This is a genomic window from Haloarcula sp. Atlit-120R, from assembly GCF_003665885.1.
Taxonomy (GTDB): Archaea; Halobacteriota; Halobacteria; order Halobacteriales; family Haloarculaceae; genus Haloarcula; species Haloarcula taiwanensis.
Genome location: NZ_QPLN01000010.1, coordinates 38,370 through 57,876, shown reverse-complemented (window position 1 = coordinate 57,876; position 19,507 = coordinate 38,370). Strand labels below are relative to the sequence as shown.

Annotated in this window: 21 protein-coding genes and 1 rRNA gene; 9 read left to right on the top strand and 13 right to left on the bottom strand. The window is 59.2% G+C overall.

Translation table 11 applies throughout. The annotated features are described in order from the left end of the window. From DVK01_RS20255 to DVK01_RS20200, 12 genes are all read right to left on the bottom strand, one after another. A 16S ribosomal RNA gene (locus DVK01_RS20255) occupies window positions 1–125 on the bottom strand; the annotation flags it as partial. A gap of 633 nt (window positions 126–758) precedes the next feature. Then, window positions 759–1,055, bottom strand: coding sequence for a translation initiation factor eIF-1A (locus tag DVK01_RS20250; RefSeq protein WP_049919665.1), 297 nt, complete (start codon window positions 1,053–1,055; stop codon window positions 759–761). Window positions 1,056–1,195: 140 nt separating this feature from the next. Next, on the bottom strand, window positions 1,196–1,432 hold the full coding sequence (locus DVK01_RS20245; protein ID WP_101350317.1) for a UPF0058 family protein: 237 nt from the start codon (window positions 1,430–1,432) through the stop codon (window positions 1,196–1,198). A gap of 517 nt (window positions 1,433–1,949) precedes the next feature. Further along, window positions 1,950–2,699, bottom strand: a complete 750-nt coding sequence (locus tag DVK01_RS20240; RefSeq protein WP_101350318.1) for a hypothetical protein — start codon at window positions 2,697–2,699, stop codon at window positions 1,950–1,952. Beyond that, a complete protein-coding gene (locus DVK01_RS20235) occupies window positions 2,696–3,160 on the bottom strand; it encodes a hypothetical protein (RefSeq protein ID WP_121538574.1) in 465 nt (154 codons plus the stop codon). Before DVK01_RS20235 ends, DVK01_RS20240 begins: the two co-directional genes overlap by 4 nt. Next, window positions 3,157–4,047, bottom strand: a complete 891-nt coding sequence (locus tag DVK01_RS20230) for a hypothetical protein (protein ID WP_101350320.1) — start codon at window positions 4,045–4,047, stop codon at window positions 3,157–3,159. The genes DVK01_RS20235 and DVK01_RS20230 overlap by 4 nt, the downstream gene beginning before the upstream one ends. Continuing rightward, the gene (locus DVK01_RS20225) at window positions 4,041–4,613 is read right to left on the bottom strand and encodes a hypothetical protein (protein WP_101350321.1); all 573 of its coding nucleotides are present in this window, start codon (window positions 4,611–4,613) and stop codon (window positions 4,041–4,043) included. Before DVK01_RS20225 ends, DVK01_RS20230 begins: the two co-directional genes overlap by 7 nt. A 2-nt stretch (window positions 4,614–4,615) precedes the next feature. Then, window positions 4,616–5,140, bottom strand: coding sequence for a hypothetical protein (locus DVK01_RS20220; protein WP_101350322.1), 525 nt, complete (start codon window positions 5,138–5,140; stop codon window positions 4,616–4,618). A 56-nt stretch (window positions 5,141–5,196) separates the two neighbouring features. Next, on the bottom strand, window positions 5,197–7,233 hold the full coding sequence (locus DVK01_RS20215) for a type II secretion system F family protein (RefSeq protein WP_101350323.1): 2,037 nt from the start codon (window positions 7,231–7,233) through the stop codon (window positions 5,197–5,199). Continuing rightward, complete coding sequence (locus DVK01_RS20210) at window positions 7,230–9,722, bottom strand: type II/IV secretion system ATPase subunit (RefSeq protein ID WP_101350324.1); 2,493 nt, start codon at window positions 9,720–9,722, stop codon at window positions 7,230–7,232. The genes DVK01_RS20215 and DVK01_RS20210 overlap by 4 nt, the downstream gene beginning before the upstream one ends. 137 nt (window positions 9,723–9,859) lie before the next feature. Beyond that, a complete protein-coding gene (locus DVK01_RS20205; RefSeq protein ID WP_121538572.1) occupies window positions 9,860–11,005 on the bottom strand; it encodes a pyridoxal phosphate-dependent aminotransferase in 1,146 nt (381 codons plus the stop codon). Beyond that, the gene (locus tag DVK01_RS20200) at window positions 11,002–11,496 is read right to left on the bottom strand and encodes an Lrp/AsnC family transcriptional regulator (RefSeq protein WP_053969292.1); all 495 of its coding nucleotides are present in this window, start codon (window positions 11,494–11,496) and stop codon (window positions 11,002–11,004) included. The genes DVK01_RS20205 and DVK01_RS20200 overlap by 4 nt, the downstream gene beginning before the upstream one ends. A gap of 117 nt (window positions 11,497–11,613) precedes the next feature. Here DVK01_RS20200 and DVK01_RS20195 point away from each other — a divergent pair, with 117 nt between their 5' ends. The 5 genes from DVK01_RS20195 to dhaM all read left to right on the top strand — a co-directional run bounded on the left by DVK01_RS20195 (window position 11,614) and on the right by dhaM (window position 14,828). After that, window positions 11,614–11,946, top strand: coding sequence for a hypothetical protein (locus DVK01_RS20195; protein ID WP_101350326.1), 333 nt, complete (start codon window positions 11,614–11,616; stop codon window positions 11,944–11,946). A 71-nt stretch (window positions 11,947–12,017) separates the two neighbouring features. Then, window positions 12,018–12,608 (top strand): thioredoxin family protein, encoded by a 591-nt coding sequence (locus DVK01_RS20190; protein WP_121538570.1) that lies wholly within the window; start codon window positions 12,018–12,020, stop codon window positions 12,606–12,608. Window positions 12,609–12,742: 134 nt separating this feature from the next. Next, window positions 12,743–13,741, top strand: a complete 999-nt coding sequence (gene dhaK, locus DVK01_RS20185; RefSeq protein ID WP_101350328.1) for a dihydroxyacetone kinase subunit DhaK — start codon at window positions 12,743–12,745, stop codon at window positions 13,739–13,741. Beyond that, on the top strand, window positions 13,738–14,448 hold the full coding sequence (gene dhaL / locus DVK01_RS20180; protein WP_121538568.1) for a dihydroxyacetone kinase subunit DhaL: 711 nt from the start codon (window positions 13,738–13,740) through the stop codon (window positions 14,446–14,448). Before dhaK ends, dhaL begins: the two co-directional genes overlap by 4 nt. Beyond that, the gene (gene dhaM, locus DVK01_RS20175; RefSeq protein WP_101350330.1) at window positions 14,448–14,828 is read left to right on the top strand and encodes a dihydroxyacetone kinase phosphoryl donor subunit DhaM; all 381 of its coding nucleotides are present in this window, start codon (window positions 14,448–14,450) and stop codon (window positions 14,826–14,828) included. Before dhaL ends, dhaM begins: the two co-directional genes overlap by 1 nt. A gap of 109 nt (window positions 14,829–14,937) precedes the next feature. Here the strand turns inward: dhaM and DVK01_RS22420 are convergent, their stop codons facing one another. Then, the gene (locus DVK01_RS22420) at window positions 14,938–15,096 is read right to left on the bottom strand and encodes a hypothetical protein (protein WP_014040640.1); all 159 of its coding nucleotides are present in this window, start codon (window positions 15,094–15,096) and stop codon (window positions 14,938–14,940) included. A gap of 193 nt (window positions 15,097–15,289) precedes the next feature. On the opposite strand from DVK01_RS22420, the gene DVK01_RS20170 reads away from it, so the two are divergent. The 4 genes from DVK01_RS20170 (at window position 15,290) to DVK01_RS20155 (ending at window position 19,505) form a co-directional block, all read left to right on the top strand. Then, the gene (locus DVK01_RS20170) at window positions 15,290–16,327 is read left to right on the top strand and encodes a hypothetical protein (protein ID WP_121538566.1); all 1,038 of its coding nucleotides are present in this window, start codon (window positions 15,290–15,292) and stop codon (window positions 16,325–16,327) included. A 50-nt stretch (window positions 16,328–16,377) separates the two neighbouring features. Beyond that, window positions 16,378–17,046, top strand: coding sequence for an O-methyltransferase (locus DVK01_RS20165; protein ID WP_101350332.1), 669 nt, complete (start codon window positions 16,378–16,380; stop codon window positions 17,044–17,046). A gap of 101 nt (window positions 17,047–17,147) precedes the next feature. Continuing rightward, window positions 17,148–17,750, top strand: coding sequence for a chemotaxis protein CheC (locus DVK01_RS20160; RefSeq protein ID WP_049944153.1), 603 nt, complete (start codon window positions 17,148–17,150; stop codon window positions 17,748–17,750). Window positions 17,751–17,852: 102 nt separating this feature from the next. After that, a complete protein-coding gene (locus DVK01_RS20155; protein ID WP_101350333.1) occupies window positions 17,853–19,505 on the top strand; it encodes a long-chain fatty acid--CoA ligase in 1,653 nt (550 codons plus the stop codon). Window positions 19,506–19,507: the final 2 nt, after the last annotated feature.

Sequence of the window (19,507 nt, the reverse complement as noted above, 5' to 3'; positions counted from 1 at the left end):
ATCGCGGTCTGTAGGGTAGTTTGGCCACGTGTTACTGAGCTATATGCCACGAGTCTGAACTCGTGCGACTAGCATGGCTAAATCGGACTCCGATAGCAATGGCCTCCGGCAGGATCAACCGGAATGTGCTGATATACATCAGCGGCGGAAGTGGTTGCACTCCGTCGGAAGCAAACACACTGGTTCCTACGCCAGTGTTGACTACTGCATGGGTCCGTGGGCTCACATCAGATTCCATCTTGACGGCGGACCGCAGGGGTGGAATCCTCATAGTGTGGATCTCGCCGACCCCAGAAGGGAAGACGAGTTCCGTTCGTGGCTCGGGCCGACCCAGGTGGCCGACCGAGCACGTCGACCCGGGCTCGCTGCCCGGTGCGACCTTCGCATTAGTTCAGAAGACGGGGGAACATATAAATGAATCGTCTCGGACCTGCCCTGTGCAGGACACACACGACGCATACGTAACGTGATGCCGTGACACGAATAACCGCAAGACAGCGACAGGATGTCTATGATCCAAGGTGTCTTTATATTTGGACTCTGACACAGGGCCCAGCAGCCAAGGGCCAGCAATCCATTATATATCAATCGGGAGGGTTACGAACCTGACGGTAGACAGTTGTAGTGTACTAAACGGTGTGACAAAACAAGTGTCGGGACGCCGGGGAAGCTATCGCTCAGAACAGGGGCCAGCGCTGATCGCGACAGAGAAATATCTTACCGTCATCGTGAACCAGGACGCGCGTATAGTGGTAAAATCAGGCGGTCAGCGAGTCAATGTGGCCTTCCGAACGGAGCTGGTCAGCGTCTTGTCCCTTGTAGCGCCATTCGATGTTGGCCTTCTCGTCTTGCCAGTCCCACGGTTCAGCGAGAACGATGTCGTCCTCGTTGATCCAGGTCCGGAACTTCATTCGGCCCGGAATCCGACCGAGTCGAGTTTCACCGTCCTCGCAGCGAATACGGACGTGATTCCCGCCAAGGTGCTCTGTTACCACTGCGAACATCTCGTCACTTGTAGGCATGCGGAGATTCCGCCGCCCTGAATCGTCGCTCACAGCATAAATACGGCCGCCGTCCGTATAAGTTGTTTGAGAGGCGAGATAGCGTGTACCATGCCGCCGTGCCATGACAGGAATTGACCAGTGACTATCGGAAACAGTGAACTCCAAAAACGGACTGACGACAAGACGTAGATTCAGTCGGCAGTCAGCGCCTGCGGTTCGTCGGCTTCCTCGGACATCGCATCCGTCAGTCCGGATGCGAGCGCAAACACCGCTTCCTTATGATCTGTCTTTGATTTGTGGATCGATGTCGGTTTCACACCAAGGTCAGCGTACAGATCATGCTGGACGCTTGTGTCCGCCTCGTGCTCGTAGTGGTGTTGTACCTGCGCGAGAAGGCTGTGAAGGTGAATGAGTTCTTGTTTCTTCATTAGTGTCCAATCTTATGGTGTGGAGGGTAATAGTACTACCTTGCCAACGACCCACACGTGGTGCCCATTCAGATACAGTCCTCATCAGTCTCAGGTACAAATATCGGATGGAATACCAGCGCAATAACTCCGACAACCCGGGTTTCGGCTTCAGTTGGTACTATTCATATACTTATTGCCGATGTTAAATGAAGGGTGCAAACGCAATTATGACAGTTCTCTGTCGCTACTGTTCCAAGGGAGTAACGGACTATTGACCTGCGAAGCGCTCTCAATCATGAAAGACCACGAAATATATTAGATATCGAACACTTAATACCTGGTGAGCACGTACCTATGGCCGTGATGAACTGGAAACACCCACGAGACAAAACTGCGGCTATGGCGAAACAAGAAGAAGCAGACAGCGGGACAGAGTGGTCATTCATTGCAGCGCTGGTTGCTGCTGCATAACGACTTTTTCCCGTTCAGGGTCGGGTTCTGTAGCAGCAGGTGTATGTACCGCAGACAGGGATCATCAAGTGACGGTCCTGACACCGACCGACGTATTGTGGACAACAGCGCGGTTGATGCCAGTACACTGGTATGTATGCGGTTCCGAATGGTCCGACCAGTGCGACAGTTCCTCCTCGAACAGCCGGTGCCACGCATCCGGGTACGCAGTCTTCGAGACGTTGACTGAGACGGTTGTCGCGGAAGGTGACTTGCCAGCCCGTGGCGAAACAAGCGTCCTGTTCTGGATAGTGGTCTCGATGGTAATGCGGCTCGACGACGAGAAATCCGTCTGTCCATCGAGCGAAAGGACAGAAAGGTAGACGCTGCCGCTTTCGGGAGTACACCGAAAGCCAGGTTTCCGTGAGACAACCAGTCCCTCCTCCTGAACCCGGTACACTGCACCGCTGGTGTAGACGATATCAGTCCCCGAATCGGTTTCCCGGATGAACGCTCCAGTGGAAATATTCGCGGACCGTCCGTCAACAGTCACGTTCAGGGTTGACGACCGGATGGAGAGTCCGTGGCCCTGTAGTTTCATACTCGTGGTTCGTCGTGGGGCTTCGCTCTGGATGTGGTCGTCCGTCGTCTCTGCGAACCCAATCATCGACGTTTCGGCGACATCAGTTGTCGCTCCCTGTTGAATGGCGTCGAAGGCACCAAGCCCACCAAGCGTTACCAGCGCAATGCCGGTGATGATGATACTGAACGTGAGCGTAAACGCGAGCAGGTCGGACACACCGCGGTCGTGACCGTTTGACAGTTGTGCGATCATCCGCGTGTCACCTCCATACAGTTGGCTGTCGCATTATACGAAACCGCCAGCGGCCCGCTAGAGACGACAGACGAGCAGACACTAGTTTCATTCTCGAATCGGACGACAGCGTACCGATTCAACCCTGATGCGTTCACGTACACGCGCGTTCGTGACGGGTCCCCAGTGACCTCGACATTATACGACTGATCCGCGATCCGTTCCGGGTATGTCGCTCGAAACGACACTGACGAATTGAGGGTCTCGGTATCGAATGCATCCAAGCGAATGAGGTCGCGCGCGATACCATCGCCGATGTTCTCTAGAGCTTCTTCCGTCACTCGCTCACGCTGTGACTCGACCATCTGGCTCCCTCCGATGAGGAGACCGGTCACCAGCAGCGACGTGATGCCGATAGTGAGCGCCTGCGTGACCGCGGGCGAGACGCCGCGACTGTCAGACAGGAAACGGTCGAAGGTCATCCGCCGTCCACCTCCACCAGAACTGTTCGGTTGTAGCTCGCAGATGGTCTGTCGTAGGTCACATCTATAGCAGGGACGACGGGATAGTTGACACGCGAAACTGGAGATGCATAGTTCGAGGACGGGAACGTCCCGACTGCCGCAAACCGGTATTTCCCTTCGGCCTTATTTCCGTTCTTTATTTTCACTGAGTACGGTGGGTCGAGACTGTGGTAGCTATCGAAGGAACTGCTGTTGCTTCCGACAGTGCATGACCCGGCAACCAAGTCGACGGTGACATCACCGCTGCCGTGACATTGCGTCTTGCCGTCGACTGTGACATTGTTCCCACTCCCAACAGTGCTCGGCTCGATTGACAGTGTTAGATCCGTGGAGCTGTTTCGAACACTAACAGTGAAGGTATTCATCGAACCGCCAACGACATCAGCAGTGAGGTTGAACACCGCGATACGAGAGATATCATTGGCAACTAGCCAGTCGTTCTGTGGACCACCCGATGGGTCTGGTCGCTGGAACTTGGAGGACGTGCCCGTCTGGTTTACTTCAGTGCCGAGCGACGCGGACTCGTTCAGCGTCGCGTTGAGATAGGTGCCGCCGCTGCTTGCGACAACCCGGTTGTGTGTCCGCGTGTAGTTCTGGAGCGCGTGTTCATATCGCCCCTCGAATCCGTCGAGATCGTCGCCGCGTGCCTTAATTGCAAGCACACCGAGGTCCCGCTCGACGGAGGCTTCGCGGTCAGCCGAACGCTCAATAGTATCTGCACTTCCGGTGGTCGTGATACCGTCAGTGACAGCGAGACTGTGGGCAAACAGTATCGTGCTGAACACGACAATAGCGATGGCGACGCCACCGATCAACAACAGTTGTCCGCGTTCGTTGGCTACCATACGACCAGACGCACCTCCACGACATTGTAGACAATAGAGTCGGGCTCCGCGTCGGGGGCGAAATACCCGTCGACAGCCGAGAGGGACGGGCCGGTACCGCTGCAGTCGCCGATCCGGGCGGGCATATTGTCGGTCAGTGTCACTGTTTCGGTTGCGACGGCTGCATCTGCCGGCCTCTCAACGACGTTCTCGTCTGATTCCTGCGAGACGAGCGCGGTCTGTCGTGCACTCGAATCCGAGTCCCAGTAACTGAAGTAGAGGTTGTACTGTTCTCCCTGCCGGTCAAAGCTCCGATTCAACATCGACTCGAAGGCTGTGGAGCTACCCGTCTGGTTGCCGTTGAGTGTCGGTGTGCCGACGCTGTAACACGCCGTCGCGTTGTGCAGCGCTCCGGTTTCTGCCGCCAGTGATAGCGTGTCGCTCGCGCGTGTTTCCAGTGCCGCCGTCCGCTGCTGAGCGCCTGTCTGGAACGGGCCGGTGTCGACTGCTGACAGGCCGTAGACAGTCGCCGTCACAACGACGATAGCCGCGAGAACGCCTTCCAGCGTGTAGGCTTGGCCACGCATCGTTACCACACCCTCACGACGAGCCAGCAGACCGGGTCACACTGGCCGGTTGCGTTGGTCAGTTTCACGACACGGGTCGTCGACGCAACGTTGTCTCGACCGGCGGCATCAGGCCCCCAAGCGAGCCGTTGGCCGTGGCTATCGACTGCCGGGTCCCGTGTTCCTGCTTTGAGCGCTGACGCGTTGACCACCGTTACGTTCACGCGTGGATTCACGCGGCGTTCCGTCGCGACATCGAGTCCGGCGTTGGTCTTGAGGTTATCGAGTTCGGAACTGTCCTCGTTGAGGGACTCGTTGATCCCACCGCTCGTGTTGTATCGAATGAAGTTCCGTGTCCCCTCAACCGAGTGGTTTTCAACAAGGTACGTCGCCGCCCTGTCTGCAATTGGTTGGTTACGCTGTACGTCTGGGGATTCGTACACGCCGACCGCACTGCCCTGTACGAATGCCAATACCCCGATGATCGTCACGAGCAGGACACTCACTCCGATGGCGAAGTCCTGCGGTGTTTGTGCTCTTGTATCCATATCCCACACACCCTATTTGTATTTGATACGTCCGCTGTCGACCCGCGAGTTGGATGCTAGCCCACGGCGATCCACACCACCAGTGCAATTGTCGACAGGACGACCGCGAATTTGACGCCTGCGACGAGCTTCACTTCCCGAATGTAACCGGCGATAAACGACGACAGCAACGCCTGCAGCGTCACCGCATGGAAGAACAGCATCGACAGCAGTTCCGTGTCGACGCTGCCACCGAACCCGCCGCCGGGCGCGCTCGGGTTGCTCGCCCCGGACGCCTGCGTCGCCAGCCCAGACATCACGTCGAGGAACTGTGTTTTCAGCAACGCCATCACGCCGAGCAGCGTCAGGTACGTCATCAGAATGATGACCGTCTGCATCCGCGTCCGGGATTTGCGCTCCCGTTCGATATCGTCTTGATTTTCCGAGGCCTGTGCGGCCGTCGAAAGCACGTCCTGAATCTGACTGGAGGCTTCCTGTGCCTCAGCGATGAGCTTGACCGTCCGCGCCAGTCGCGGGACGTTGTACTTGTTGTTGAATTCCCGGAGCGCATCTTTCAGGCTCGTGCCGTAGTTGACCTTCGCGTGAATGGTCTCAAACTCCTCAGAGAGTTTTCCCGAGGACGTTTCGGAGACAACCTTGACCGACTCCAAAAGCGTCATCCCAGTGTCGTTGGCCGACGCCAGCTTCCGGAGGTTCTCGGATAGCTTTCCGATGATCGCCTTCCGCGAGCGTTGGTTCCATTCGTAGAATATCATCAGCGGGACGAAATTGAGGTACATCGGGACGTACACCCAGAAAAACGTCGACCGAACCGGGACAGCGATCATCCCATCCAGCGATAGCGGGGCCCAGCCGATGACGATAGCCGCGACGACAGCGAGAATTGACAGCGGAACCGTCAGCCACAGCACCAACAGCGGATGGTCACGGAAGAACAGGTCAGGCCGTGTAAGGATAGCGAGGAGCTCGTGAGTTCCTTCCCGGCTCTTGATCCGGTCGAAGACACTGTAGGTCCCTGTGTAGCTCTCGATGAGCCCGAGGTTGAACACGCCGACACCTTCGTCGACGACGAGTTCCTTCTCACCGGGGCTCGAACGCAGATAGCCGTCGCCGATGGAGTCCTGCGTGACAGTCGAGACGAGGACGAGAAAGCCCAGCCCGGTCAAGGGAATCAGCCCGTACACGGTGCCGTAGATGAGCGACTTCTGGGCGTTACCCATCATCGACATAATGACCAGAATGATGATGAGAAGCAGCGGGAACAGCGAGAGCGTCATGTACATCTCGCCGAACAGCTCCAGCGTCTCCAGCATCTTCTCCTGTTCCTGCCGGGCGGTTCGCATGTGTTTTTCCTTCTGATCTTCGAGGAAGGAGGTCATGTCTCCGCCGGAGTTGATGATGGAGAGCATATCCGTCAGGAACTGCGACAGTTCGTCCGAGGGGGTCTGGAGCGCTTGGTTCCGAACAGCAGTCCGGTAGTCGGTATCGAAATACTCCGTCTCCAGCACGATAGACTGGAACTCCTTTGCGACCTCACCGTACGTGTCTTCGGCCTTCCCCATCGATTGCAGAATTTCGAGTTGGTTGAGCCCGCCGACGGACAGCGCATACATGAACGAGATCGAGTCGGACAACAGGACATTGATTTCGCGCTCGCGCGCGCTCGCACGGAAGTACGGTATCGAGACCAGCGACCCGAACCCGATTCCGAACCCGATGGCACCGAATACGAACCCGGTCACGATGACGAGGAATGGGAGTTTCAGCATATCGAGGATCGCTGAGACGCTCTCAGACACCGGAATCCCGATGAGTGTCGGGGCCTCTCCACCGGTAAACAGCAACTGGACCAGCAGATACCCGAGGAACGTGCCGACGAGCCAAAGCGCCAAGCCGGCGATGACACCGACTGCGAGTGCGCGTGCAAGGAACATCTCAACGTTGTCGGCCATCCGGGCCTCTGCGAGTTTGTTCTCGACGCTGTTGACGAAGTCGCCCTCGTCGTCGAACACCATCTGGTACGCCGGGTAGAACGTGTCACCGAGGGCACCGCCGCTGCCCACCTGTTGCTGACTCGGTGTGTCGAGGCTCATTCGCTATCTGCCTCCGCACCGGCCTTCGGAACGAACTGGCCGAAGTCGATGCTGTCTTCGTCATCACTCTCCTCAGAATCGTCCATCAGCGCTGAGACGATATCCGGGGTTTCGCGGCTCTTGTAGGTGTTGAACAGCGGTTGTGCGTTATCAAGTACCTGCTTGGTCTCCTCGACCATCTCCGGCGGCGCGTCCGGCCGGGGCACCATCTCCTCTTTCTCCGGGTCGATGTCGATCTTGACGGATTCCATCTCTCGGAGGTCCTCAAGCGACAGTTCGAGCTGGTCGTTGGCGATGAGCGTGAGGATGGTCTCGGGGTCGTTGATGAACGCCTGTATTGTCGCTGCGACCTGCGTGTAGGTGTTTAGCCCCTTTTCGATGAGGTACGCGAGGACGACTTTCCGCTTGAACAGTTCCTCGTCGAGTTTGTCCTGGGTCCACCCGCGGTCGAACTTGATTTCTTCGAGGGTGTTGGAGTTCCCCATCTGGATGTACTCGTCCGTCTCGGCGCGCCACTCGTAGACGTCCCGGACGTTGATTTCGTCGTTCTCGGCGGAGTACTCGTTGATTTCGGTCAGGGACTTGTTCCGGCGGACCTTGTTCCCGTCGACCCGCGTCTGGGTCTGAATCGAGACGAGGTCGAGCGCCGTAAACAGCGTCTTCGAGACGTTGATTGGCTCGGTGGTGAACCGCTTGATGACCTCACCGACGGAGTCGGCGTGGAACGTCGTGTATGTGGTGTGGCCGGTCGACATGACCTGGAACAGCGTCCGGCCTTCCTCGCCACGGATCTCACCCATGACGATGTAGTCCGGACGCTGGCGGAGCGCGGCCTCCAGCAGGTCGAACTCGTCGACATCGCCCTTGTCGTCCTCACCGAACGAGGGGCGCGTGACGCTGGCCACCCAGTTACGCTGTGGGAGTTCGACCTCACGCGTGTCCTCGATGGAGACGATCTTGGAGTTTGACGGGATGAACAGCGAGACAGCGTTTAGGCTGGTCGTCTTCCCCGAAGCAGTACCGCCGGCGAAGATGAGGCTCTTGTTGTTCTCGATACAGAGCCAGAGGAACGCCATCTCGTCCAAAGAGAAGGTGTTCCAGTTGATGAGGTCGACCGGGGTAAACGGGACGTCCTTGAACTGCCGGATGGTGTAGTTGGTCCCGTGATCGGACACCTCACGGCCGAGCGTCAACTGCGCACGCGACCCGTCCGGGAGCGTCGCGTCGACCTGTGGCTGGCGCTTCGAGATACCCTTCCCGGAACGCTGTGCGAGTTTGACGACGAAGTCGTCGAGTTCGCCCTTGCCGTGTTCGACGTTCGAGATGATCTGCTCGTAGTCGGTGTGATAGACGAACACCCGGGAGTTGTACCCGTCACAGGAGATGTCCTCCACGTTGATGTCGTGTTTGACGCCGTCAATGCGGGCGTAGCCGACGAAGTCCCGCTTGAGCATGTACAGCAGCTTCTCGACCTGATACTCGTTTAGTTTCGGTTCGTCGTCTTCGAGGATAGCCGGTTCCGGACGTGTCGAGATGCCGGAGAGTTGCCCCGTGGTTTCACTTTGAGTCTCCTCGTCTAGTCCGAACAGCTCTTTGACTTGGCCGAGAACGCTCTCTTCGCCGCTACCGGAGACTGAGCCGTCGTAGAGGTCGTACCGTGAAAGGAGCTGTTCGGCCTCCCGCTGGATGACCTGTGCCCGGTCGGCGTCGGTCCCCTGGACGATCACGTCATCCTCAGAATACTTGATCGCGGTTTTGAGTTTGCCCGACAGGAACTCCCGAAGGTCGATCTCGATGTCGGTGAGATACGGCTCGATGACGTAGTACTTCTTCTCGTTCTCTTTCCGTGAGTGGAAGATGACGACGCAGGCGTAGGGCTTGTTCACCCAGTACCGTTCCAGTTCCCTGAAGTGGGATTTCTTCGACTGGGGAACGGCTTTTTCGAGGTCATAGCGGTTAACGACAGTTGTGTGGCCCTCCCGTGTCGAGAAGAACTCGTCTTCGTCCAGTTCCGGATTCACGTCGACGGTGTTTTCGTCGACGTACTCGTGCAGTTCACTGGCGATGCCTTCGGCGGCGGAGAGCTTGTTTTCCGTGTGTTCAGGGTCGAAGGTTAGATACTCACTGGCATCGAAAGGGATGACCTCGCCGTCACTGTCACGGGGGAGGCTGCCGTCCTCGTAATAATACTCCTGTTTGAAATGCTCCCACGTGTAGATATCTTTCGCGACTGGCGTCGTTGTTGGATCAAGATACTCTTCGAATGGCGCTTGGAGTGTTTTCCCGGCGCTCGCCGCGTTTTCGAGTCGCTGGCTGAGTTCTCTCGGCTCGAAGCCGAGGTACACGCTCCGGTCAAACCGGCCGCCGTCGTGGACCTCCCGCCGGAGATCATCCCACGTGTATTCGCCGACCCGGACAGGCTTGTCAGTCAGGCTCCCCCCACTATTGACCTGCTCTGACTCACCTCCCCCAGTATCATCGATAGCCATTGTTATTCATCTCCCGTTAGGCAGGAAAAAACTTTACCCCCATCAAATGTAGCTGAAAAAGAGATTCCGGTCGTTTGTATCACGGTCTCCTCACGGTAGTAAGTGGACCATACTGAATGTTTCGCCGACCCTTACTGTCAATTAATGAACGACTCTATCCGGGCCATCGCTTCTTTGAGGTCATCAAGGCCCGTCGCGTACGACACTCGCAGATGACCTGATCCACCCTCGCCGAAGGCTGTGCCGGGGACGACCGCGACTCGCTTTTCCTGAAGCAGACTTTCGGCGAACTCACCGGCATCGTCCCAGGGACACTCCGGGAACGCGTAGAACGCCCCAGCCGCCGGGAAGCAATCAAGTCCCATTTCTTCGAAGCGCGTGAGGACGTACTTCCGTCGGCGGTCGTACTGCGCGGCCATTTCCGTGACCTCGTCGCGGCAGTTGTCGAGTGCCTCCATAGCGGCGTGCTGAGCCGTTGTCGGGGCCGAAAGCATCGAGTACTGATGGATTCGGTTCATCGCCTTGATAGCCTCTGGCGGGGCCATCGCGTAGCCCAGTCTGAACCCCGTCATCGCGAACGCCTTGGAAAACCCGTTGAACACGACGGTCCGCTCGCGCATCCCGGGAAGGGTCGCGATAGACGTGTGGTCGTGTTCGTACGTGAGATCGGCGTAGATCTCGTCGGCGAACACGAGGAGGTCGTTTTCGCGGCAAAAGGCTGCAACGGACGCCATCTCCTCGGCCGTCATCGTCGCTCCGGTCGGATTGTTCGGGTAGCAGTACACGAGTGCGTCGGCCTCGGCCGCACCGGACGACTCCAGCACCTCTCGGGTGAGTTTGAACTCGTCTTCCGCGCGTGTTGGAACGTCAATCACGTCGATGCCGGCGAACGTCGCGCCGGGGACGTACGAGACGTAGCAGGGCTGGGCGATAGCGATTGAGTCTCCGGGGTTTAGCAGCGCCCGAAAAGCGAGGTCTAGACCCTCGCTCGCACCCGCGGTGATGAGGATTTCCTCGTCAGGGTCGTACTGCAGGTTGTGTGTCGCCGCTTCGTAGTCTGCAATGCGTTCCCGGAGCTCCCGCTTGCCGCGATTGGCGGTGTAGGAGGTCTGGCCGCGTTCGAGCGACGCGATAGCGGCTTCACGGGCCGCCCATGGGGCAGAGAAGTCCGGCTCACCGACCCCGAGCGAGATGATGTCGTCCATCTCCTCGGCCAGTTCGAAGAATCGACGGATGCCGGAGGGCGGCACGCTGTCGACTCTGTCCGCTGGCTCGAACGTCATGGTGAGACGGACAGCCGGTCATCGTCGTCGTGGTCGTCGAACTCCATCCCCTGCTCCTTGTACGACTCCATGATGTAGTGGGTTACCGTCTGCGTAATCTCGGGGATTGGTGCGATTTTGTCGCTGATGAAGTGCGACACTTCGCGCATCGAATCGCCCTCAACCTCCAGATCGAAGTCGTAGTCACCGCTGACGAGGCGCAGTGACGTCACTTCCGGGAACTTCGCTATCCGGTCGGAGATGTCGTCGTAGCTGGTCTCACGGTCCAGCGTAACGTTGAGTTCGACAGTGGCACGGACGCGTTCCTCGTCGCTCTCGACCGCGTTCCAGTCGACGACAGCTTGATAGCCGCGAATGATGCCTGCCTCCTCAAATTCGTCGATAAGTTCGGCTACCTCGCTCTCGGAGTAATCGGTCAACCGAGCGATGTCCTCGGTCGTGTAGCGAGCGTTCTCCCGTAGCAGGTCGAGTATCTCGCGGCGACTGCTCATACAGTGCCAGCAGAGTGACGCGGACAAAAGCCTTGCTCAATAGTGGGAGAGGATCACATCATTCGGGTCGAACCACACCAGACGGTTTTAATATCTCTGCCGGTTAGATGTTGATTAATGTTCGAAGAGGGTGGCCAGCGGGCAGATTCCGACACGGGATGGGCACACATCGCGAACCACGATAAGGCGGCAACAGTTATCGACACGCTACTCCGTCTCGATGCGGACGAGACGTACACGAAAACCGCCCTGAGTGAAGCGGCCGGCGTGCCGCTGAAGACGTTGTACCTTGATGGGACGCTCGAAGAGCTAGTGACGGTCGGACTGCTGGAAAAACACGAAGCAGACGGGAAAGAGACGCTGTTCTCCGTCGACAATGGGAGCGAGGCGTTCGAGGCAGCGAAGGCTTTCGATGCCGCAGCAGCGACATCTGGCGAAGTGGACAACTGAGTAAAGCGGCTGTCACAGAAGTCAGCCCAGCGTCCGTGGACTTTTGACGGTGACAGTCGTAGTGAGAGGCGATGGTTTCACTCGATTCGGAGTCCGACGTGCTCGGACGTGGGGACAGAGCACCGACGTTCGAACTCCCGGGAGCGGACGGAAAAACGCACTCACTGTCGGATTTCACGGACAAGGACGCACTACTGGTCGTATTTACGTGCAACCACTGTCCGTACGCGAAAGCGAAGATTGGAGAGCTAAACCGTCTCGCGACAGACTACAACGATCTCGCTGTCATTGGAATCAACGCCAACGACCCTGAAGAGTACCCAGACGACTCGTTCGAGCGGATGCAGGAACTCGTCGACCGTGGAGAGATACAGTACGACGCGTATCTATTCGATGAGCCACAGGATGTCGCGGCCGCGTACGGCGCTCGCTGTACCCCCGATCCGTTCTTGTTCCGAAACGACGATGGAACGTTCAAACTGGCGTACCACGGCCGCCTCGACGACGCACCGAACCCGGACGACGAACCGAGCGAGCGGGAGATGGCTGCACACGTCGAAACGTTGCTCAGTGGCGACCAGATTACGGCAGTCGAGAAACCATCCAGAGGGTGCTCGATAAAGTGGAAGCCCGGTAACGAACCAGCCTACTGGGACGTCTGAATAGAACGGCGGAGCGCGAGCGGAAGCTTCGGGAAGTTGCGTTGCCGGAGCGAGTGACGACCTGTGGAGACCGGTCGAGACATCCCGAGCTACAGTACCTTTATGCGGTGGTGAGACATTCGTCAACATAGATCATGAAGAAGCTCATCAACGATGCGGAGACGGTCGTCGACGAGATGCTCGACGGGATGGTCGCGGCGTACCCCGACACCGTTCGCCGGTTACCTGACACACAAGTGCTGGTCCGGGACAGCGCGCCGGTCGACGACAAGGTGGCGGTCGTCAGCGGCGGCGGGAGCGGTCACGAGCCGACACACGCCGGCTATCTGGGCGAGGGAATGCTCGACGGTGCAGCGGCGGGAGAAGTGTTCACCTCCCCGACAGCGGACGAACTCGAAGCGATGGTCGACGCCTGCGACAGCGGGGCGGGCGTCCTGCTGGTCATCAAAAACTACGAGGGCGACGTGATGAACTTCGAAACGGCCGGGGAGATGGTGGAGATGGAGGGGACGGAAGTCGCCGAAGTCGTGGTCGACGATGACGTGGCCGTCGAGGACTCGCTGTACACGAGCGGTCGCCGCGGCGTCTGTGGGACGATTCTCGTCCACAAAGCCGCCGGCGCGAAGGCCGCTGAAGGCGCGGACCTCGACGAGGTACAGCGCGTGGCACACAAGGTCGTTAACAATGTCGGGACGATGGGCATGGCCCTCACCTCCTGTGTCACCCCTGAAAAGGGGGAACCGACGTTCGACCTTGGCGAAGACGAAATCGAACTCGGCATCGGCATCCACGGCGAGCCGGGGGTCGAGCGGACAGAGGCGATGTCCGCCGACGAGATTACCGAGGAACTCACCGAGGCCGTCCTCGACGACCTCGAACTGGACGCCGGCCAAGAGGTCGTCACCATCGTCAACGGGATGGGCGGGACGCCACAGATGGAACTGTTCGTCGTCAACCGTCGCCTGCAGGAACTCCTCGGTGAACGGGACATCGAGACGTGGGACGCGTGGGTGGGAGATTACATGACCTCGCTGGACATGGCAGGGTGTTCAATTACGGTCTGTGCGGTGGACGAGGAACTGAAAGCGCTGCTGGGCGCGCCAGCCGAAACACCGGCTCTGACGGTCCGATGAGCCCGGAGAGCGACGCCGCGGCCGCTGCCGTCGCGGCCGTCGAGAACGTCGCGGACAGAATCGAGACCGAACGGGAGCACCTCACCGATCTTGACTCCGCAATCGGCGACGCCGACCACGGCGGTAACATGGCCCGGGGGTGGCAGGCAGCAGCCGAAGCGGTTACCGACCTCGACAGCCCAACGGTCGAGGCGGTCGTCAAAACTGCCGGAGAGACCCTGTTGTCGGAGGTCGGTGGGGCGTCGGGGCCGCTGTACGGCGGTTCGCTCGTGTTCGCCAGTGCGGAGCTGAGCGACGGCCTCACCGCCGAATCGGCCGTCGCCTTCGCGGAGACGTACCTGGAGAAGGTGCAGGACCGCGGCGACGCGAAGGTCGGCGACAAGACGATGGTCGACGCGCTCGTCCCAGCGGTTCACACGTTCAAGAAGTCCGTCGAGACGGACGACCTGCCCCCGCTCGACGCCCTCGCGAAAGCCGTCGCGGCAGCGGAGCACGGCGTCGCATTCACCGTCCCCATCCGGGCCGCAAAGGGTCGGGCGTCGTATCTGGGCTGGCGGTCAGTCGGGCATCAAGACCCGGGAGCGACAAGCACGCTGTACATCATGGAAGAGCTGCTGGCGACGGCCGCAGATCACCTCGACCAGGTAGTCCCGTCGGTCGACGCCACCTCTCCGACGATTCCCGATGGGGAGGCGACCGAGGAGTAATGGTAGGACTCGTTGTCGTTTCCCATAGTTACACTGCCGCACAGGGAATCTCGGAAATAGCCGCGGAGATGGCCGGTGAGACACCCATCGAACCGGTCGGTGGCGACAGTGACGGTGGTATCGGGACGGTCCCCGACGACATCGAAGCTGCGCTTGCTGCCGCCGACGACGGCGACGGTGTCGTTGTCCTCGTGGACCTCGGTAGCGCCGTTATGAACACCGAGGTCGCCATCGAACTGAGCGAGACTGAGGCCGCGATAGCGGACGCGCCAGTGCTGGAGGGCGCAGTCAACGCGGCGGTAGCCGCCACCAGCCCGGACGCGACGCTCGGTTCCGTCCGGGAACAGGCAGAAGCGGCTCGGGATGTCGACAAGCTCTGAAAGAAGTCATGCTGGCGGTGCGTGTTGACCGACGGGAGTACCGGCAAGCACACACCTGACAGCCGTCGACCGAAGGCCCAGCGATGAAACGCAGGCTGTTGTGCTCCTGTTAGATTTCGTCCAGCGATTCGAACCCACTCCAGCACTCGCAATCGAGGTCGTCGATGGACGTGACTTCGTCCGGAAGCGAACTTATCGGCATCCCATCGTCGAACTCGTCACACTCCTCGATGTGGATAGAAAAGTCGCTGCTCGACATGATTGGCATAGTCAATACTACCGCCTAGCACTGCAAAAATCCTCGGAATCGAGACGCACTGGCACACAGTACGAACTGATTACACAGCGAGAGCCGAGACGGATGCCGCTCGTATTAGAACATGGTCGTTACCCGGTATCGTCTGTCTAGAGAACGCTTATTTGTTGATGCCTTTATGGTTCCTGATACGATACAGTACGCAATGAACTCCGGGAGTGGGACAGTGGACCAACCTCTGAAAGAGGCGTCGTCCGTATTGGTGCTGGCACGCGATTCGAGCGACGCCGAACGAGAGGGCTGTGCAGGATTCCTGGCTGAGCAAGGGGCCAGTGAGTCGAAAGCAATCTGTGTCACAGTGACTGAGTCCCCCGATTCCCGCCTCTCGCTGTGGCAACAGCACCTCGACGACGAGATGCCCGAGGAGGCGATCATCGTCGACGCCGGCAGCGAGTTACCGGCGAACTCACAGGCAGCGGCCTCTGGCGCATTTCCCTCATTGACGCTCGATACCCTCCCCGGGACAGTGGCCCCGATAGATATCGGCGCGACCGTCTCCCGACATCTCGGTCGACTGAAACAGTCGGATGCGCCGCTACTGCTCTGTCTCCATTCAATAACTGGACTGCTCGAGTCCTGGGAGCGTGACCGCGTCATCGCGCTGGTGACCGCATTGAACCGCCAGTGTGCCGAGATGAACGTCTCAAGCCACCACCACATGGACCCGGAGGCTCATACGGAAGAGACAGTTGAGATGTTTCGGCCGCTGTATGATGTCGTCTACGAGTATCTCCCGGGCCACGGCTGGACCGTCACGGCGTCGAAAGACGCAGAGGAGTCGCCGACGTTTCGGAATACCGTCACCCCACCCGGCGGCGTCAAGAAGGGCGACCCGCAGGAACCCGAAACGATTCCGATACCGTACTCGTTTGATCAGGTGCTGGAGCTGATCTCCGCCCCGCGGCGACGGAGTCTCCTGTATCACCTGAAAGACCGGTCTGAAACCGAGATCCCACTTGACGACCTCGTCGACCGCGTCTACGAACGCGAAAAGGCGATTCCAGCCAGGGAGACGCCAAAATCGCGCGACGAAGTGGGCGTATCGCTGGCACACAACCACCTGCCGCGGCTGGACGATCTCGGGATTCTCTCATACGAGACGGCGGCCAACACTGTCGAGTACTATCACAATCCCGCGCTGGAGTCGGTCATCCGGTACGTCGAACGCCTCGAACTCGGTTAGTCCCGGCCTGGACCCACTCATTTATGTCACCGCTCCCGACATAGCCCGACATGGATGAAACCCCGCTCCCGGAAGTGACAGCGCAGTTCGCCCGGACACTGGCACCGGCCAGCGATGCAGTCATCGAGGAGATGGACGCCAAAGCCGACCGGGAAGGATTCCCGACGGTCGGCCCCGCAGTCGGCGGGTGGCTCCGCCTCGTCGCCCGGATGGTCGACGCCGACCGCGTCTTCGAGTTCGGCTCCGGCTTCGGCTACTCGGCCTACTGGATGGCTCCAGCCGTGCCCGACAGTGGGCAGATCGTTCTGACGGAGATTGACGCCGACGAACTCGAAGACGCCCGTGAGTTCCTCGACCGCGGCGGGTTCAGCGACCGGGCAGCCTTCGAGCACGGGGACGCAATCGAAATTGTCGAGGGGTACGACGGCCCGTTCGACGTTGTGCTCATCGACAACGAGAAACACCGATATACAGAGGCCTTCGAGGCTGTCCGGGAGAAAGTGCCGGTCGGCGGGGCCGTAGTCGCCGATAACATGATCGAGGCCGGGCCGCTGGAGTTCGAGGCAGTCCGGGCACTGCTGGACGGCGATGACATCGATGCGAACGAAACGAGTCGCGGTATCGCCGCGTATCTCGAATGCGTCGGCGACGACCCGGAGTTCGAGACAGGGCTGTTGCCGCTAGGCGAGGGCGTTGCCGTGAGCGTCCGTATGGAGTGAGCGGCACAGGACCAACACGCTCTGATTCTCGCCGACGAAAATGCGGGTGCATAGCTTATGTATGAGGCCACACAACTCAGCGGCAACGCTGGTCCTAACGAATGAGTCTGATGATAGATATTCGGAAGCTCGGGTTGTTCAATCAGATGGCTAAAGAGGGCGGCAACACCGTTGCGAACCACCTCAGCCAGATGACAGGGATGGAGACGGAGATGGAGATCACGAAGATCAACTTCATCGATATCCCGGATATCAAAACACACGTCGGCGACGAGAAGCAGATCGGTATCAGTATCGAAATGGTCGAAAAGCCCCATGGGCATATCCTGTTCCTGTTCAACGCCGCCAGTGCGAAGGACCTCGCTACTGGGATGATCGGCGATATGGGTGAGACAGACCCCAACGCGAGCGGTTTCACCGATATGGAGCGATCAGCGATTCAGGAAATCGGCAACATAATGACCAGCGGCTTCATCGACGGCTGGGCGAACGTGCTCGATACCACCATCGACATCTCCACGCCGAACTTCACGTTCGGCCCGGGGAGTGGAATGGTGGACCAGCTCGTCGGCGATCGGGACAACGAGATGGCGCTGATGTTCGACTCCCGCGTCCACGCACTGGAGTCCGATATCAACGTAAAGGTGTACACGTTTCCGGAACTCGAAGAACTGGTCGACCTGATGCAGGAAATCGAAGTGTAAGCAGGCCGTAATGATGGAGACGGCGGGCGCGACGGATGAACTCCTTGTCCTTCATAAAAGATTTAGCAGTGTTTCTTGTATCGTGGGCCCTTGCGTCATGATATGCCAGGAGGTAGCCCACAAACTCTCCGACCGTTCCTGTGGCGTGCAGAAACACTATATCCGGACACAGAGGTCGTCTCTCGTACCCACGAGGGCATCGTCCGTCACGACTACGCCGAATATGCCGAGCGGACGGCGCAGTTAGCGAACGCAATCGAGGCAGCCGGCTATGGCGACGGGGAACGACTCGGGACGTTCTGCTGGAACCACAGCCGTCACTTCGAGACGTACTTCGGGGTGCCGGGGACCGGTGCGCAGCTACACACGATCAACCCGCTCCTGCCCGACAAACACATCCAGTATATCGTCAGCGATGCACAGGACGAACTCATCTTCGTCGACGAATCGCTCCTGCCGAAACTCGAGGGTGCCGCCGCCGATGATCCCGACTCCTTCGAAACGGTTGAGCAGTTCGTCGTGATGAGTGAGTCCGTCCCGGACACTGACCTCGATGCCGTTGCCTACGAGTCGTTCATCGCCGACCAGCCGACGGAGTACGACTGGCCCGAACTGGAGGAGGAGCGTCCTGCCGGCCTTTGTTACACATCCGGCACGACCGGGCGGCCGAAAGGCGTTGAGTACACCCAGCAGATGCTGTGGAGCCACACGATGGCGATTCAGTCGCCACAGGGGATTCCGCTCGACGACGACGACGTCGTGATGCCGGTCGTCCCGATGTTCCACGTCAACGCGTGGGGCCTCCCGTTTTCGGCAACTGCTGGCGGGGCCAAGCACGTCTACCCCGGGCCACAGCCGGAGCCGGCGGACCTCGCAAAGCTCATCGAGGAAGAGGATGTCACCGTCACGGCTGGTGTCCCGACTGTCTGGCTGGGGCTGATGGAGTACATCAAAGAGAACGATGTCGACCTCTCATCGCTTGAGCGGCTCATTGTCGGCGGAAGCGCCGCGCCGGAAGCAATGATTCGGTTCTTCGACGACCATGACGTGGAACTGGTCCACGCCTGGGGGATGACCGAGACGGCTCCGGTGGGTGCGGTAGCGTCCCTGCGGAGTGACTTGGCGGACGCTGACTACCAGACGCAGCTAGATAAGCGGGCAAAGCAGGGGCTCGTCACGCCCGGGCTGGAGTTCCGTGTCATCGACGACGACGGCAACGAGGTCCCGCACAACGGCGAGGACTTCGGCGAACTCCACATCCGCGGCCCGTGGGTGACCACGGAGTACTTCAAGCGGCCGGAGGCAAACGAACAGGAGTTCGAGGACGGCTATCTGAAGACCGGCGACGTGGTGTCCGTCGACGAGGACGGCTACATCAAAATTGTCGACCGGGCGAAAGACGTCATCAAGAGCGGCGGGGAATGGATCTCCTCGCTCGAACTAGAGAACGAACTGATAGCCCACGACGACGTGAACGAAGCCGCAGTCATCGGTGTCCCACACGAGCGCTGGCAGGAGCGCCCCCTCGCGATGATCGTTCCGACGGCCGACGCCGACGAGGAGACGCTCGGTGACGAACTCCGGGCGCACATCCTCGACTCCTACCCCAAGTGGTGGGTCCCGGACAACTTCATCACCATCGACGAGGTGCCAAAGACAGCAACCGGGAAGTTCGACAAGAAGTCGCTCCGTGACGAGTACGCCGACGAATCGCTCGTTGAGGGCCGCGTCCCCGACGATGCCGCACCTGAGTGAGA

Bases quoted from the DNA above. Each gene is read 5' to 3' on its own strand.
- DVK01_RS20225 (WP_101350321.1), bottom strand. From the start codon at position 4,613: ATGCGTGGCCAAGCCTACACGCTGGAAGGCGTTCTCGCGGCTATCGTC.
- dhaM (WP_101350330.1), top strand. From the start codon at position 14,448: ATGGTAGGACTCGTTGTCGTTTCCCATAGTTACACTGCCGCACAGGGA.
- DVK01_RS20230 (WP_101350320.1), bottom strand. From the start codon at position 4,047: ATGGTAGCCAACGAACGCGGACAACTGTTGTTGATCGGTGGCGTCGCC.
- DVK01_RS20200 (WP_053969292.1), bottom strand. From the start codon at position 11,496: ATGAGCAGTCGCCGCGAGATACTCGACCTGCTACGGGAGAACGCTCGC.
- DVK01_RS22420 (WP_014040640.1), bottom strand. From the start codon at position 15,096: ATGCCAATCATGTCGAGCAGCGACTTTTCTATCCACATCGAGGAGTGT.
- DVK01_RS20170 (WP_121538566.1), top strand. From the start codon at position 15,290: ATGAACTCCGGGAGTGGGACAGTGGACCAACCTCTGAAAGAGGCGTCG.
- DVK01_RS20210 (WP_101350324.1), bottom strand. From the start codon at position 9,722: ATGGCTATCGATGATACTGGGGGAGGTGAGTCAGAGCAGGTCAATAGT.
- DVK01_RS20195 (WP_101350326.1), top strand. From the start codon at position 11,614: ATGTTCGAAGAGGGTGGCCAGCGGGCAGATTCCGACACGGGATGGGCA.
- DVK01_RS20190 (WP_121538570.1), top strand. From the start codon at position 12,018: ATGGTTTCACTCGATTCGGAGTCCGACGTGCTCGGACGTGGGGACAGA.
- DVK01_RS20215 (WP_101350323.1), bottom strand. From the start codon at position 7,233: ATGAGCCTCGACACACCGAGTCAGCAACAGGTGGGCAGCGGCGGTGCC.
- DVK01_RS20155 (WP_101350333.1), top strand. From the start codon at position 17,853: ATGCCAGGAGGTAGCCCACAAACTCTCCGACCGTTCCTGTGGCGTGCA.
- DVK01_RS20160 (WP_049944153.1), top strand. From the start codon at position 17,148: ATGAGTCTGATGATAGATATTCGGAAGCTCGGGTTGTTCAATCAGATG.
- DVK01_RS20205 (WP_121538572.1), bottom strand. From the start codon at position 11,005: ATGACGTTCGAGCCAGCGGACAGAGTCGACAGCGTGCCGCCCTCCGGC.
- DVK01_RS20220 (WP_101350322.1), bottom strand. From the start codon at position 5,140: ATGGATACAAGAGCACAAACACCGCAGGACTTCGCCATCGGAGTGAGT.
- dhaL (WP_121538568.1), top strand. From the start codon at position 13,738: ATGAGCCCGGAGAGCGACGCCGCGGCCGCTGCCGTCGCGGCCGTCGAG.
- dhaK (WP_101350328.1), top strand. From the start codon at position 12,743: ATGAAGAAGCTCATCAACGATGCGGAGACGGTCGTCGACGAGATGCTC.
- DVK01_RS20245 (WP_101350317.1), bottom strand. From the start codon at position 1,432: ATGAAGAAACAAGAACTCATTCACCTTCACAGCCTTCTCGCGCAGGTA.
- DVK01_RS20165 (WP_101350332.1), top strand. From the start codon at position 16,378: ATGGATGAAACCCCGCTCCCGGAAGTGACAGCGCAGTTCGCCCGGACA.
- DVK01_RS20240 (WP_101350318.1), bottom strand. From the start codon at position 2,699: ATGATCGCACAACTGTCAAACGGTCACGACCGCGGTGTGTCCGACCTG.
- DVK01_RS20235 (WP_121538574.1), bottom strand. From the start codon at position 3,160: ATGACCTTCGACCGTTTCCTGTCTGACAGTCGCGGCGTCTCGCCCGCG.